Source organism: Sphingomonas sp. AC435 (assembly GCF_979253005.1).
The window spans coordinates 171159-185005 of sequence record NZ_CEEDCJ010000005.1 but is presented as its reverse complement, the minus strand read 5'-3'; the positions used below and the strand labels follow the sequence as shown (position 1 = coordinate 185005).

At 66.1% G+C, this 13847-nt stretch carries 12 protein-coding genes; 7 read left to right on the top strand and 5 right to left on the bottom strand.

From position 1 onward, the window contains the following. Nucleotides 1–71 precede the first annotated feature (71 nt). Nucleotides 72–371 carry a 50S ribosomal protein L28 gene (gene rpmB / locus AC0CH8_RS12220; protein WP_204200063.1) on the bottom strand — a complete coding sequence of 100 codons (300 nt, stop codon included), beginning with the start codon at nt 369–371 and terminating at the stop codon, nt 72–74. 156 nt (nt 372–527) lie between these two features. On the opposite strand from rpmB, the gene AC0CH8_RS12215 reads away from it, so the two are divergent. Both AC0CH8_RS12215 and AC0CH8_RS12210 read left to right on the top strand, forming a co-directional pair. Further along, complete coding sequence (locus AC0CH8_RS12215) at nt 528–746, top strand: hypothetical protein (protein ID WP_204200062.1); 219 nt, start codon at nt 528–530, stop codon at nt 744–746. 61 nt (nt 747–807) lie between these two features. Continuing rightward, nucleotides 808–1236, top strand: a complete 429-nt coding sequence (locus tag AC0CH8_RS12210; RefSeq protein WP_465240168.1) for a nucleoside deaminase — start codon at nt 808–810, stop codon at nt 1234–1236. A 287-nt stretch (nt 1237–1523) separates the two neighbouring features. Here AC0CH8_RS12210 and AC0CH8_RS12205 read toward each other — a convergent pair whose 3' ends face one another. Further along, complete coding sequence (locus AC0CH8_RS12205) at nt 1524–2198, bottom strand: YiaD family glycine zipper/OmpA-like lipoprotein (RefSeq protein WP_211534567.1); 675 nt, start codon at nt 2196–2198, stop codon at nt 1524–1526. 162 nt (nt 2199–2360) lie between these two features. Between AC0CH8_RS12205 and AC0CH8_RS12200 the strand changes: the two genes are divergently transcribed. Further along, the gene (locus AC0CH8_RS12200; RefSeq protein WP_465240123.1) at nt 2361–3659 is read left to right on the top strand and encodes a hemolysin family protein; all 1299 of its coding nucleotides are present in this window, start codon (nt 2361–2363) and stop codon (nt 3657–3659) included. Nucleotides 3660–3931: 272 nt separating this feature from the next. Here the strand turns inward: AC0CH8_RS12200 and AC0CH8_RS12195 are convergent, their stop codons facing one another. The 3 genes from AC0CH8_RS12195 to purD form a co-directional block, all read right to left on the bottom strand. Further along, on the bottom strand, nt 3932–4726 hold the full coding sequence (locus tag AC0CH8_RS12195) for a hypothetical protein (protein ID WP_465240122.1): 795 nt from the start codon (nt 4724–4726) through the stop codon (nt 3932–3934). A 57-nt stretch (nt 4727–4783) separates the two neighbouring features. Beyond that, complete coding sequence (locus tag AC0CH8_RS12190) at nt 4784–6568, bottom strand: vWA domain-containing protein (RefSeq protein ID WP_465240121.1); 1785 nt, start codon at nt 6566–6568, stop codon at nt 4784–4786. A gap of 69 nt (nt 6569–6637) precedes the next feature. Then, on the bottom strand, nt 6638–7906 hold the full coding sequence (gene purD / locus AC0CH8_RS12185; protein WP_465240120.1) for a phosphoribosylamine--glycine ligase: 1269 nt from the start codon (nt 7904–7906) through the stop codon (nt 6638–6640). Here purD and xseA point away from each other — a divergent pair. The 4 genes from xseA to AC0CH8_RS12165 all read left to right on the top strand — a co-directional run bounded on the left by xseA (nt 7905) and on the right by AC0CH8_RS12165 (nt 13795). Next, nucleotides 7905–9308 carry an exodeoxyribonuclease VII large subunit gene (gene xseA / locus AC0CH8_RS12180; RefSeq protein ID WP_465240119.1) on the top strand — a complete coding sequence of 468 codons (1404 nt, stop codon included), beginning with the start codon at nt 7905–7907 and terminating at the stop codon, nt 9306–9308. The genes purD and xseA overlap by 2 nt on opposite strands. A gap of 18 nt (nt 9309–9326) precedes the next feature. After that, the gene (locus AC0CH8_RS12175) at nt 9327–9527 is read left to right on the top strand and encodes a DUF2093 domain-containing protein (protein WP_465240118.1); all 201 of its coding nucleotides are present in this window, start codon (nt 9327–9329) and stop codon (nt 9525–9527) included. Next, entirely contained in the window at nt 9527–10411 is an 885-nt protein-coding gene (locus AC0CH8_RS12170) for a M23 family metallopeptidase (RefSeq protein ID WP_239474952.1), read from the top strand. The genes AC0CH8_RS12175 and AC0CH8_RS12170 overlap by 1 nt, the downstream gene beginning before the upstream one ends. 204 nt (nt 10412–10615) lie before the next feature. After that, on the top strand, nt 10616–13795 hold the full coding sequence (locus tag AC0CH8_RS12165; RefSeq protein ID WP_465240117.1) for a TonB-dependent receptor: 3180 nt from the start codon (nt 10616–10618) through the stop codon (nt 13793–13795). The last annotated feature ends 52 nt before the right edge of the window (nt 13796–13847 follow it).

The following is a 13847-nucleotide window of genomic DNA, read 5'->3' as shown; positions in this document are numbered from 1 at the left end:
ACGCCGGACACGCCGAAAGGCCCGCGCATACCATGATGCGCGGGCCTTTCGTGACCCATAGGGGACGCGCGTTACGCGGCGACGTCGGTCGTGGCGCGCTTCTTGACGATGTTGCGCTTCAGGCGGCGGCAACGCAGCGACAGCTTGTCGTCGCTGGTCTTCACCAGCCAATTGTCCAGACCGCCATTGTGCTCGACCGAGCGCAGGCCGTGCGTCGACACGCGCAGGCGGACGCCCTGTTCCAGCGCGTCGGAGATCAGCGTGACGTTCTGCAAATTGGGCAGGAACGTGCGCTTGGTCTTGTTGTTGGCGTGGGAAACGTTGTTACCCACCTGCCGGCCCTTGCCGGTCAGCTCGCAAATGCGCGACATGATGACTACCTTATCTCGGTGTTGGCCTGGTTTTCGGGTCGGCCCGGAAAGGTCGCGCTCGTATCGGGCAACGGTCGATCCGTCAAGCTTCCACCCGTGCAACGCTTGTCGACGAGGCGCGTTGTTACGCCATCGAATCGGATGGGAGAGACGAGAATGCGCGCGCTGTTGGTCCTGGTTGCAATCGCCGTGCTGGTGGTCGCCGGTCTGCTCTACTTCAACATCGTCTCGATCGACCAGACCCAACGCGGCGTCGTGCAGGCCCCCAAGTTCGAGGCCGATGTCGCGCGGGTGTCGTTGGGCACGGAGAACAAGACCGTGGCGGTGCCGACGATCAACGTCGAACGTCCGGCGAACGCACAAGCCCCGAACTGAGCCTTGCAGGCGAGGGGACGTCGCCCGCATGACGCCGGCGATGTTCCCGCTCCCTGAACCGATGCGCACCGCGCTCCTCGCCGCTCGCGACGCGGCGGCGACGGGAGAAGTGCCCGTTGGCGCGGTGGTGATGCGCGGTGGCGAGGCGCTGGCTGTTGCCGGAAATGCGCCACGGCGAATGAGCGACCCGACGGCGCATGCGGAGATGCTGGCGATTCGCGCCGCGGCGTCGGTGCTCGGCCGCGAGCGGTTGGAGGATTGCGACCTCTGGGTGACGCTGGAGCCCTGCGCGATGTGCGCCGGTGCGATCGTGCATGCGCGGATCCGGCGGCTCTATTACGGCGCTCCCGACGCGAAGGGCGGGGCGGTCGAGCACGGACCGCGGCTGTTCGGGCAGCCAACCTGCCACCATCGGCCGGACGTATACTCGGGCATCGGTGAGCGTGAAGCCGGCGAGTTGCTGAGGGAGTTCTTTGCCGCACGACGGTGATGCAGGTCTTGGAGAACCCGCCGCGTGCCCCACGCACGTCTTTCTCCAAAGGGATCGCAGCGAAACAGCGCCGCTTCCCTTTAGTAAATACCCCAACTCGGCGGAGGCCGCGGCCCGGTAGGGTAGCGGTTTCAGGATGTTACCGCCGATAACGCGACTGGACCCCGACCTTCGCCGGGTGGCCGAAGAAATTTTGCACCGATCCCTCAGGGGGGGGGGAAGGAGCGTGCTCCAATCACGGACTTGCGCCCCGATAAGGCAAGCCGCCACCCCGACCCGCGCCGGCCCTACTGCCGCAAATCGTTCTGCGTGATCGGCACGATCTTCACTTCGACGCGCCGATTCGCCGCGCGGCCCGCATCGGTGTCGTTCGGTTCGATCGGCTGCGTCTCGCCATAGCCGCGGGTACCGATCCGCGCCTGCTGCACGCCCTGCGACGCCAGATAGTTCGCTACCGACAGCGCGCGGCGTTCCGACAGGGTCTGATTATACGCGTCGCTGCCGGTCGAATCGGTGTGGCCGTATACGTCGATATAGGTCTGGTTATATTCGGCCAGCGTCGACGCGACCTGATCCAGCGTCCGCTTGAACTGCGGCTGCACGTCGGCGCTGTCATAGGCGAAGGTAATGCCCGACGGGATGTTCAGCACCAGATCGTCGCCGCGGCGGATCACCTGAACGTCGGTGCCGGCGGTGCGGGCCCGCAACTCACGCTCCTGTTTGTCCATGTACGCGCCGATGCCGGCCCCGGCGAGGCCGCCGATGCCCGCGCCCAGGATCTTCTCGGTGCGGTCGCGCCGGCCGCCGACCAGATCGCCCAGCAGGTACCCGCCCAGTGCGCCGCCGATGCCGCCGATCGCGGTCTTGCTGATCGTGCGCTGCCCCGTCTCCGGATCGGTGACGCAGGCGGTGGTGGTCAGCAGCGCGGTCAGGCTGGCGAGCAGTAACGGACGGGTCTTCATGGGCGATCCCCTCTTTTGCGATCTCGGCAGGTCAACCCTGCGCATGCCCCCTTGTTCCGGTTGCGCACTGAACCGAAGCTGACCCTGAAGTCGCCTGACCCATATCGTGACATGAACGGTTGTGGCGGCCGGATCATCCCGGCTAAGGAAGCACCCAAGCCGATGGCACTTCCTCCCTTTCCCTGGATTGATGTCTTCATCATCCTGGCGCTCGTAGCGCTGAACGGCGTGTTCGCGATGAGCGAGCTCGCCCTGGTCTCCTCGCGCAAGGCACGGCTGGAGGCGATGGCCCGCTCCGGCAAGCGCGGCGCGCGCGCGGCGATGACGCTGTCCGCCGATCCCGGCAAGTTCCTGTCGACGGTGCAGATCGGCATCACCCTGATCGGCATCATCGCAGGCGCCTATTCCGGTGCCAGCCTCGGCACGCCGACGGCCGCGCGATTGCAGATGCTGGGCATGTCCGCGGAAACCGCATCGACGGTGGGCTATGCGCTGGTGATCGCGCTGACGACCTATGCATCGCTGATCATCGGTGAACTCGTGCCCAAGCAGTTCGCGTTGCGCTCGCCGGAGGCAGTTGCTGCGCTGGTCGCGGTGCCGATGGGTTGGCTCGCCATCCTGACCGCGCCGCTCGTCTGGCTGCTCGACAAGTCGAGCGCGCTGATCTTCCATCTGTTGCGCCTCGATCGCGAGAACGAGGATCAGGTGACGGCGGAAGAACTGCACCTGATCGTCGCGGAGGCGTCGAAATCGGGCGTGATCGAGGAGCATGAGCGATCGATCATCTCCGGCGTCGTTCGCCTTGCCGACCGGCCAGTGCGGGAGATCATGACGCCGCGGACGGAGGTCGACTGGCTCGACCTCGATGCCGGTGACGACGCGCTGCGCGCCAAGCTGATGGCCAGCCAGCATACCCGCCTGCCGGTGGCGCGCGGGTCGATCGATGCGGTAGAGGGTGTGGTGCAGTCGCGCGACATCGCCGCGACGCTGCTGCGCGGCGAGCCGCTCGATCTTGCGAAGCTGATGCGCAAGGCGCCGGTCGTCATCGACGTCATCGACGCGCCGGATGCGCTGCTGGCGCTGCGTCAGGCGGAGGTGCCGATGGCGCTGATCCACGACGAATACGGCCATTTCGAAGGCATCGTCACGCCCGCCGACCTGTTGTCCGCGATCGGCGGCACCTTCGCCTCGGACGCGGACCCCGACGAAGCACCGCCGGTCGTCGAACGCGACGACGGATCGCTGCTGGTCGCGGGCACCGCGTCGGCGGACGCGCTGGCGGAACGGCTCGGCATCGACCTGCCCGAGGACCGCGACTACGCCACCGCCGCCGGCCTCGCCCTTGCCGCGTTTCGCCATTTGCCGCTGGAGGGCGAGAGCTTCGTCGAACAGGGCTGGCGGTTCGAGGTCGTCGATCTCGACGGTCGCCGCATCGACAAGCTGCTCGTCAGCGCGGTGTAGGGCACGGGGGCTGACCGTCGCTCGCGCCGTCGGCAGCACTCGCGAGCAACGGTCTACGTCGTGCCGGGCCCGTCCCGGCTTGACGAGGAGGCGGACGCACTCGATCGCCGGTATATCGAGCAAGAGGTGTCGAGGGCGGCAGGACGCGTCACGCTGTCCTACAACCCTCGCATCGGCTATACCGCGGCCTCGCTCCTTGAACTCGCCGGTACACCCCAAAGCGCGCATGCCGAAAGATGCGCGTTGGACTAACCTTAGCCTAACCTTCCGATCTAAAGCCGGCCGAACGCCGCCTCGAAACCGGCCCGGTCACCCGCCGACAGCAAGCGCGCCTGCTCGATCCAGCGATCCCGGCTCATCCGACCCCGGAACGCGCCGAGCTCGGCATCCAGCGCCTCTGCCTCGGCATCCGTCAGCGCAGCGATCTGACCCACGGTCGTGACGCCCAGTTCCGACAGTCGTGCCGCGACCTTCGGGCCGAGACCCTTCAGGGTCGTCACCGGCGCATCCGCCGACACCGGCGTCGCGGCGTCACGCTTGACGAGGTCCGGACCCGGCAAGTCGCCTGCGAGCGTCGCCGGGCTGGCGTCCAGCGGCGCGGCGGCCGGAATCGGTTCGTCCGATAGCGACGTGGGATCCGCCGGTTGGGGATCGGCCGGCTGGGGATCGACAGGCCGGGAATCGACTGCAGGAAGGCGATCGGCAGGCGGCGTCACGACCGGCATGGGCTCGGCCGCGAAGGACTGTGCAGATACCTGAGACTGCGTCTGGACCTGCTCGACTGCCGGTGAGGGCGGAGGCGGTGGTGGAGGCGGCGTAACGCTCACCTCCTCACCCGCGACAGGCGCAGGCGCGGCCGGTTCGATACCCGCCTGCTCCGCATTGCGTTCGACCTGGATTTCAGCCTGGCGTCGCGCCCGCTTGCGCCGCGCGCCGATGACGATGACCGCAACCGCCGCGAGGGCGATCAGGACGATCAGCACGAGGTGGATCGTCGTGATGACCCCCGTGCCGTCGGGCAGCAGGCTGGAGCCGGGTGCGGAGGTGGCGGCGCTGGTCTCGTTCATAACACCGCGTCTAACCCGCCGTTCCGACACCTGCGAGTGCTAATCCGCGCACACCGCTCAGTCGCTGCCACCGGACCGGCCCGCGCCGCGATCTGCCAGCCGGGTAAGTTGGCCGAACTCCTGCCGCCAGTAATCCGGTGTATCGCCGGCCAGTTGTCGGATATCGGCAAAGCTATATCGCTCCAGCAGCGGGTCGCCGCGCAGCCGCTGCCCGTAAGCCGCGACCGCCACCGCGAAGGCCATGTCCCCTGCCGGTAGCACCGCCCGGCGCAGCGATGCGGCGGACACGGGCCGATCCATCTCGCGCGACGCCCCGCCGGCGGGCAGCTTGTAGCGCAACCGGACATAGGCCATCTCGCCGCCTAGCCCTGATCCTGACGTCGCGAGGGCCCGATTGCCGGCGTAGCGCCGCTGTTCGATCCAACCCTTCGCGCCCACGGGCACGACCTCGTACAGCGCCGTCACCTGATGGCCCGCGCCCATGTCGCCGGCATCGACCGCATCGTTCGTGAAATCCTCGTCCCGCAGCGCCCGATTCTCATACCCGATCAACCGATACCGCGCGACGACGGCTGGGTTGAATTCGACCTGCACCTTCACGTCCTTGGCGATCGTGACGAGCGTTGCGGCCATCTCCTGGCCCAGCACCTTCTCGGCCTCCATTGCGCTGTCGATATAGGCGTAGTTGCCGTTGCCGACATCGGCGATGCGCTCCATCATCGCCTCGTTGTAGTTGCCGGTCCCGAACCCCAGCGTGGTCAGGGTGATGCCGTCGTCGCGGTTGCGCTTGACCATCGCCTCGACCGCGTCGTTGCTGGCCACGCCGACGTTGAAGTCTCCGTCCGTCGCCAGCAGGATGCGATTGACGCCGTTCCTGATGAAGCCCGCGCGCGCCGTGGCATAGGCCAGTTCCAGCCCCTGTCCGCCGGCGGTGCTGCCGCCCGCCGACAGGCACGACAGCGCGGCCTTGACGTAGTCCGCGCTCGACGTGGGATCGAGCACGATGCCCGCCGCACCGGCATAGACGACGATCGACACCCGGTCGCGCGGGGTCAGCCGATCGGCGAGCCCGGACAGTGCCGCCTTCACCAGCGGCAGCTTGTCGGGGCTGGCCATCGATCCCGATACGTCGACCAGGAACACCAGATTGACGGGCGGTCGTGTCGCTGTCGTCACGTCGTAGCCGCGCAGACCGATCCGCAGTAGCCGCGTATCCGCATTCCACGGCGTCCGCGCGACATTCGTCGTGACGCTGAACGGCTGTGCGGCATCAGTCGGTCGCGGATAGTCGTAGCGGAAATAGTTGATGAGTTCCTCGGTCCGGACCGCTTCCGCCGGAACCGGTTGCCCCTCCTTCAGAAAGCGGCGGACATTGGCATAGGATCCCGTGTCGACGTCGACCGAAAAGGTGGAGACGGGCGTATCGGCGACGCTGTGGACGGCGGCCACGGCGTTCCCGGCATAGCGTTCGGTATTGCCCGGCGCGCCATAGGGTGCGGGTCCGCGGATCATCGTCGGCGGGATAATAGCCGAGGTCGTCGCCCGCGATGCGCCGGTGACGATGATCTCGCTGTTCGTGGCGGCCGGCGACGGGGAGGGAGGCGGCGGCGGCGGCGGCGGCGGTGGCGGCGGTGGGGCGATGGGCGCTCCCGGTGCAAACTGCACCAGGTCGGATCGGTCATCACCGATACGGCAGTGCACCGGTGATCGCGTGTCGGGGTGGCGGGCGATCGTTCTGGTCGCTCCGCCGGTCCGCTGAAGCAGCGCCGACGATAACGGCGGCGGGGCCGCCGACGTGGTGACCAGCAGCGAGGCGGCGGCGACGGCGGCACGAAGACGCATGATGAACCCTCCCGGCGCAACGAGTCGACCCGCGCCTCGATGCAACATTGTCACATCACTGGTGAGCGATCAACGCGTCTCCCGCTCCACCTCCCGCCAGCCGATGTCGGTGCGGTGAAAACCGCCCTCGACCGCCAGCGCCGCGACGCCGCGATAGGCGGCGGCCTGCGCCGCGGCGACGCTGTCGCCCAGCGCCGTCACCGCCACGACCCGCCCGCCGCTCGTCCGCAGCGTGTCGCCATCGGCGCGGGTCCCCGCCTGGAACACGAACGTGCCGGTCGCCTCCGCTTCGGCCAGCCCTTCGATCCGCCCGCCGGTTCGCGGCGCGGCGGGATATCCCGCCGCCGCGACGACGACGGTCAAGGCCGATCGGCCGGAGAAGACCGGCGGCGCAACCTCTGCCAGCGTGCCGGTGGCGCAGGCGAGCATCACCTGCACCAGATCGCCCTCGAACCGCGGCATCAGCACCTGCGCCTCCGGATCGCCGAAGCGGGCGTTGTATTCGATTAACTTCGGTCCGCTCCGCGTCAGCATCAGCCCGGCATAGAGGACGCCGACAAACGGCATTCCCTCGGCCGCCAGCGCCTCCACGGTAGGACGGACGATGGTATCGATCGCCAGCGCCTCGAGTTCTGGCGTCAGCACGCGGGCCGGGCTGTACGCGCCCATGCCGCCGGTGTTCGGGCCAGTATCGCCGTCGCCGACCCGTTTGTGATCCTGCGCCGATCCGAACGGCATCAGCGTCCTGCCGTCGGTCAGGACGAACAGGCTGGCTTCCTCGCCGTCGAGAAACTCCTCGATCACCGCCTCGCCACCGTCGTCCGCAAACAGGTCCGCGATCGCGGCGATCGCCTCGTCCTTCGTCATCGCCACGGTCACGCCCTTGCCCGCCGCCAGCCCGTCCGCCTTGATGACGACCGGTAGGCCGAAGGTTCCCGCCAACGTCGCTTCCGCCGTCGGGCGGTCGGTGACGCGGATGTACCCTGCGGTCGGAATGCCCGCGCGCGCGCACAAATCCTTGGTGAAGCCCTTCGACCCCTCCAGCTGCGCAGCCGCTCTAGAAGGGCCGAACACCGGCACGTCGACCGTGCGCAGCGAGTCGGCGAGACCGTCGACCAGCGGTGCCTCCGGCCCGATCACGACAAGGCCGATCGCATGGTCGCGACAGAAGCGGACCACGGCGGCGTGATCGGTCGCGTCCAGCGCCACGATCGTCGCATGCCCGGCAATGCCGGGGTTGCCCGGTGCGGCATACAGCGTATCCAGTGACTTGGACTGGGCCAGCTTCCACGCCAATGCGTGTTCGCGCCCCCCCGAGCCCAATAGCAGGACGTTCATGCCAGACCCCTTTTCCGATGAAGCCCGGCTCGTAGCGGAGGCCGTGCCCGGCGACAACGCGCTCGCGCTGTCGGTCGGCGAGCTGTCGATGAAGCTGAAGCGGATGGTGGAGGGCGAGTTCGGCCATGTCCGCCTGCGCGGCGAGATCAGCGGCTACAAGCGCGCCGCGTCGGGCCATGCCTATCTCTGCCTGAAGGACGAAGCGGCAGTGATCGACGGTGTGATGTGGAAGGGGGCGGCGTCGGGCCTCGCCTTCAGCCCGCAGGACGGGATCGAGGTGATCGCGACCGGCAAGCTCACCACCTATCCCGGACGTTCCAAATACCAGGTCGTGATCGAGCGGATGGAGCTGGCCGGTGCCGGCGCGCTGATGGCCCTGTTCGAGAAGCTGCGCGCCAAGCTAGCGGCGGAGGGCCTGTTCGACCGCGACCGCAAACAGGCGCTGCCGTTCATGCCGCGCGTCATCGGCGTCGTGACCTCCCCGACCGGCGCGGTGATCCGCGACATCCTCCATCGGCTGGAGGATCGTTGCCCGACGCATGTTGTCGTGTGGCCGGTGAAGGTGCAGGGCGAGGGTGCGGCGGGGGAGGTCGCCGCAGCGGTGCGCGGCTTCGACGCCTTGCCCGCTGACGGACCGGTACCGCGCCCCGACCTCGTCATCGTCGCGCGCGGCGGCGGCTCGATCGAGGACCTGTGGGCCTTCAACGAGGAGGTCGTGGTCCGCGCCGTCGCCGACTGTTCGATCCCGATCATCTCCGCGGTCGGCCACGAGACCGATACCAGTCTGTGCGATCACGCCGCCGACCTGCGCGCGCCGACGCCGACCGCAGCCGCGGAGATCGCGGTGCCGGTGATTGCCGACCTGCGCCTGACCGTCGCCAGCCACCACCAGCGGATCGAGCGCTGCGCCCGCCGCTATGTCGACTATGGCCGTCAGAGGCTGGACGGACTGGCGCGGCTGCTGCCGAAGCGGGAGGCGCTGCTCGGACCTCAGCGGCAGCGCGCCGACGATGCGGCGCAGCGGCTGGACCGGGGATTGGAGCGGCGCGTGGTTGCGGCGCGGGGTACGCTCGACCGGGCGGCCGGGGCGTTGCGGCCAGCGGTGCTGGAGCGGCAGGTGGCCTCCGCGCGGGACCGGCTGACGGCGACGTGGCGGCTCGTCCAGACGCTCAACCCCGATAACGTGCTGGAGCGCGGCTATGCCCGCATCACCGCCAGCGACGGCGGTGCGACCCTGTCGTCCAGCGCGGCGGCGAAGGCGGCCGGCGCGGTGACGCTGCGCTTCCGGGATGGTGCGGTCGATGCGCGGGTGGATGGTGCGCCCTCCGCACCACGCCCGCGGGTTGAGCGCGGTGGGACCCGCGCCTATGTCGCTCCCGATGCGCAGCCGACGCTGCTCTGATCCGGAAAGTCTCCTGAGATGCTGATGTCCAACACCGACCGGCCTGCGCGCCTCCACTATATGGCGAACGGTTTCCGCGTGTTGTCGCCGGGCGATCACGTCGTCTGCGCGGTGACCGGTGCTCGCATCCGGTTGGAGGACCTGCGCTATTGGAGCGTGGGCGAGCAGGCTGCCTATGCCTCCGCGGCGATCGCCGGCGAGGCGCTTGCGCCGCAATGATGCGGACTTGGTGTATCGCGATGTTGGTCGGCGTATCGACCGGGTGTGTGGGCGCGCCGGTCGTCGTCGAGCCAGACCCCGCTCCCGCGACGCCACCGTCCGCCCAAGCCCCGGTGCCGGCGCCGCGCCTGACGGTCGGCGGACAGGCCATGCAAGGCGGCATCCTGCGTGGCACCGCATTGGGCGGTATACTGACGCTGGACGGTCGGCCGGTGGCGGTCGCCGCGGACGGCGCGTTCCTGATCGCGTTCGACCGCGATGCCGGACCGGCGGCGCTGCTGCTGCTGACTTCGCCGGACGGTACCCGGATGGAGCGCCCCATCTCGGTTGCACCGCGCGACTGGCCGATCGAACGGGTGGACGCTCCTTACCGTGCCGGCAAGACGGACGCCGAGTTCGCGGCACTCCGACCCGGCGAACTCGCCCAGATCGTCGCCGCGCGGGCGATGGTCACCGACGCCAAAGGCTGGCGCCAGGATCTGCATTGGCCCGCGGCGGGGCGACTGTCGGGCCGGTTCGGCGCCCAACGCGTGTATCAGGGCAAGCCCGGCAGCTATCATGGCGGGGCGGATGTCGCCGTTCCCACCGGCACCGTCGTGACCGCTCCGGCGGACGGCGTCGTGATTTTGGCGGCGGCACGACCCTTCACGCTGGAAGGGCATCTGCTGATGCTTGATCACGGTGCCGGCCTGAACAGCGCGCTGCTGCATCTATCCCGGATTGATGTCGCGGTGGGACAACGCGTGCGGCAGGGTCAGCCGATCGGCCTGTCGGGAGCTACCGGCCGTGCAACCGGCCCGCACCTTCACTGGAGCCTGCAATGGCAGGGCGCCAAGCTCGACCCGCTGCTGATCGCCGGCTCACCGCCACCCGTTGCTCGTTGAACGGGCAGGTTCTTCAGGCGTGATCGCCGCATGGGCAGCAAACCCGGCTCTGTAGCAGGTGGATGTGGCTTTCACGTTACACCCACCGTTCAAACTTGAACCCATTGTGAATGCCCGCCTTTACACAAGGCAACTTGTCCCGTCATCTTCCCTTCATGTTCCAATTCGCAGCGCCGACAGGCGTTCGGGGAGGAGCGCTCAGGCATGGCGCGGACTGCAAAGCAGCCGTTGCCGTCGCAGCAAAGGGGATGGCTTCACGTGACCAACAATTTCGATTTCGCACGCAAGATGCTGCGCGGCGGTACCGCGCTACACGCGCTGGCGCTGCTCGGCGCCGGTGTCGGCGCGGTGGGCATGGTTGCTCCGGCGGCGGCGCAAGATTACACGAACGTCACAGCGTCTGGCCGCGTTCAGGGAACAAGCGGCCAAGGTATTGGCGGGGCGACTATCGAGGTCAGGTCGGATGATCAGGGTTTCACGCGAAGCGTCGTAACCGACGCCTCCGGATCTTTCCGGGTCGCGCAGCTGCCTCAAGGCAGCTACACCTTCACAGTCACAGCCCCTGGCTTCCAGTCCTATACGGAAGCCGGCATTCAGTTGACCTTGCAGCGCGCCGCTAACCAGTTCACGCTGCAGCCGGAAGGTGCCGAGGCGGGCGGCGATATCATCGTGACGGCCGGCCGCGTTCAGGTCGCCGATTTTAGCCGCAACACGGTGGGTACTGTCATCAACGTGGGCGAACTGGCAACCCGGGTGCCCGTTGCCCGCGATATCAGTTCCATCGTTCAGCTATCGCCCGGAACGACGGCCGGCGATACGGCATTCGGCAATCTGCCGAACGTATCGGGTTCTTCCGTGGCCGAGAACGCGTTCTTTGTGAACGGCCTCAACGTCACGAACTTTCGGACCGGCTTGGGTGCCGTCACGATTCCTTTCGATTTCTACCAGTCGGTCGAAATCAAGAACGGCGGCTTCCAGGCTGAGTTTGGCCGCGCGACCGGTGGCATCATCAATGCCGTATCAAAATCGGGATCGAACGAGTTCCACGGTGGGATCACGTTCAACTGGGAGGTGAATGATCTTCTCAGCAATTCTCCAAATACTTTGGTACGCGACAATGATGCGCGGGAGTTCGACCGGAAGGATACAATAGTTCAGCTCTCCGGTCCGATCATCAAGGACCGGCTGTTCTTCTACGGTTTGTACAATGCCCGCAACGTGACGTCATCCACGGCCGTGACGGCCTTGGGTGGCGGTACGCTCCAGAACCCGACCATCGTGGGCAGCCAGTATTTTCGCGAGAAGCAGTCCAGCCCGTATTATGCGTTTAAGGTTGATGCCATCATTACCGACGGCCATCGCCTAGAAGGCACGTTCTTCGACACGCGTAATTTGGTTACGCGCGATGTATTTGGCACCCCGGCAAGCGGTCGCCGTTACAATCCTACGACGAACGACCCAGGCGCGTACGACTCGACGACAGTGTTCCGCACCGGTGGTATCAACTACGTCGGTCGATACACAGGAACGTTCGCCCCGTGGATCACAGTTTCTGGTGCATATGGCCAGAACAAGGATCGGGACACGACCGAGCCAAGTGACTCGAGTTTGTCAAGTGTGGTCGATACCCGTGGAGGCCTGAACAACTCTATCGGTAGCCCAATCGCAAACTCGGAGACCAACTACGACAGGCGCGAATTCTATCGCGGTGACGTGGACCTGTTCTTCAATCTCTTTGGGTCGCATCACGTCCGTGGTGGCTATGACCGGGAGAACCTCCGGTCGGACATCGTCACCCAGGCCAATGGCATCGGACAGGTTACTCTCGCCGATGGATCGTCCGACGATCAATATGGCATCACGACGGGGCAGTATGCGGTCGTGCGCTTCTTCCGGAACGGCGGAACGTTCCGTTCCGCGAACGAAGCGTTTTACATCCAGGACGAGTGGTCGATGTTCAACAGCCGCCTTAACGTCCAAGCTGGTTTGCGTAATGATCGTTTTACCAATCGCACGATCGATGGAACGCCATATTATCGGTCCGGCAATCAATGGGGTCCACGGCTGGGACTGAGCGGCGATCCGCTCGGCGACGGGTCGACGAAAGTTTATGGTTCGTTCGGACGTTACTTCCTTCCGATCGCAGCAAGCACTAACAACCGGTTGGGCGGCGCCGAACTGGATCAAGAGCGGGTGTTCCGCTTCAGCGGGCTGACTGCCGCCAATCAGCCGATCTTGGGCGCGCAGCTAACCCCGGATGGCAGCCGGCCGTGCCTGGAAGGATTGGCCGGGTCCTGTGTGATCCGCAATGATGGGCAGCCGGGCGACCCGACCTCGCTCATTGCGGGTAACCTGGAGTCGCAATCTGTCGACGAATACATCATCGGCTTTGAGCGGCGGGTCGGAAAGTTCCGTTTCAATGTTTTCGGGACATGGCGCGATCTCAATGCGAGCTTGGAAGACTCAGCAGTTGATCCGGCGGTTCGGGCCTATTGCACGGCCAACAACCTCAACGGAGCGAATGCCGATGGCAGTACGTGCCAGTCCATCTTTAGCGGCACTCACCAGTACGTTCTGATCAATCCCGGTAACAACGCGGTCGTCACTCTCAGCGATCCGGTTAACGGGGAGACGAGCCTACGCACCGTCGAGTTGTCGGCTGCGGCCTTGGGTTATCCGCGGGCCCAGCGCCGTTACCGGGCAATGACGTTCCAGGTTCAGCGTGACTTCGACGGAAAGTGGGGCGGCGAATTCTCGTACACCTACTCTTCTAACGTCGGAAACACCGAGGGTGGCGTTCGTTCGGATAACGGTCAGGATGATACCGGTGCGACCGTCGACTTCGACCTTCCTGGTCTGGCGGACGGCACGTACGGCTACTCGCCGAATCACCGTGCTCACAATTTCAAGTTGTTCGGGTCCTACGCTCCTACCGAGTGGCTTACGCTTGGCCTAAACGCCCAGATTGTATCACCTCGTAAGTTCGGCTGTTTGGGAACGGTTCCGGCTTCCCGGGATCGGGACGCGTCGCTCTTCTATGGAGCGAACGGGACTTATTGTAATCTGAACTCCGATGGCTCGGTTCGAACCAATCCGGCGACGCCAGGTGAAGTACTGCCTCCGCGTCAGATCGTGCGCCGCGGCACGGCGTTCAATTCGGAGTGGCTGTATAATTTGAACCTTGATGCTACCTTGAAGGTGCCTTCCGATTTGTTCGATGGCTTCCTGCGAGTATCGGTGCTGAACGTCTTCAACATGTCGCAGGCACTCGACTATCAGGAAATCGGGACAACAGGTGGCGGTGCGCCGCGCGCCGATTACCGCGCGATCACCGGCTATCAGGCACCGCGATCGGTTCGCGTGCAGTTCGGTGTGAACTTCTAAAAACTAGCTTCAGTCGTTTACAAGGGGTCGGCTTGCCGGCCCCTTTTTTTGC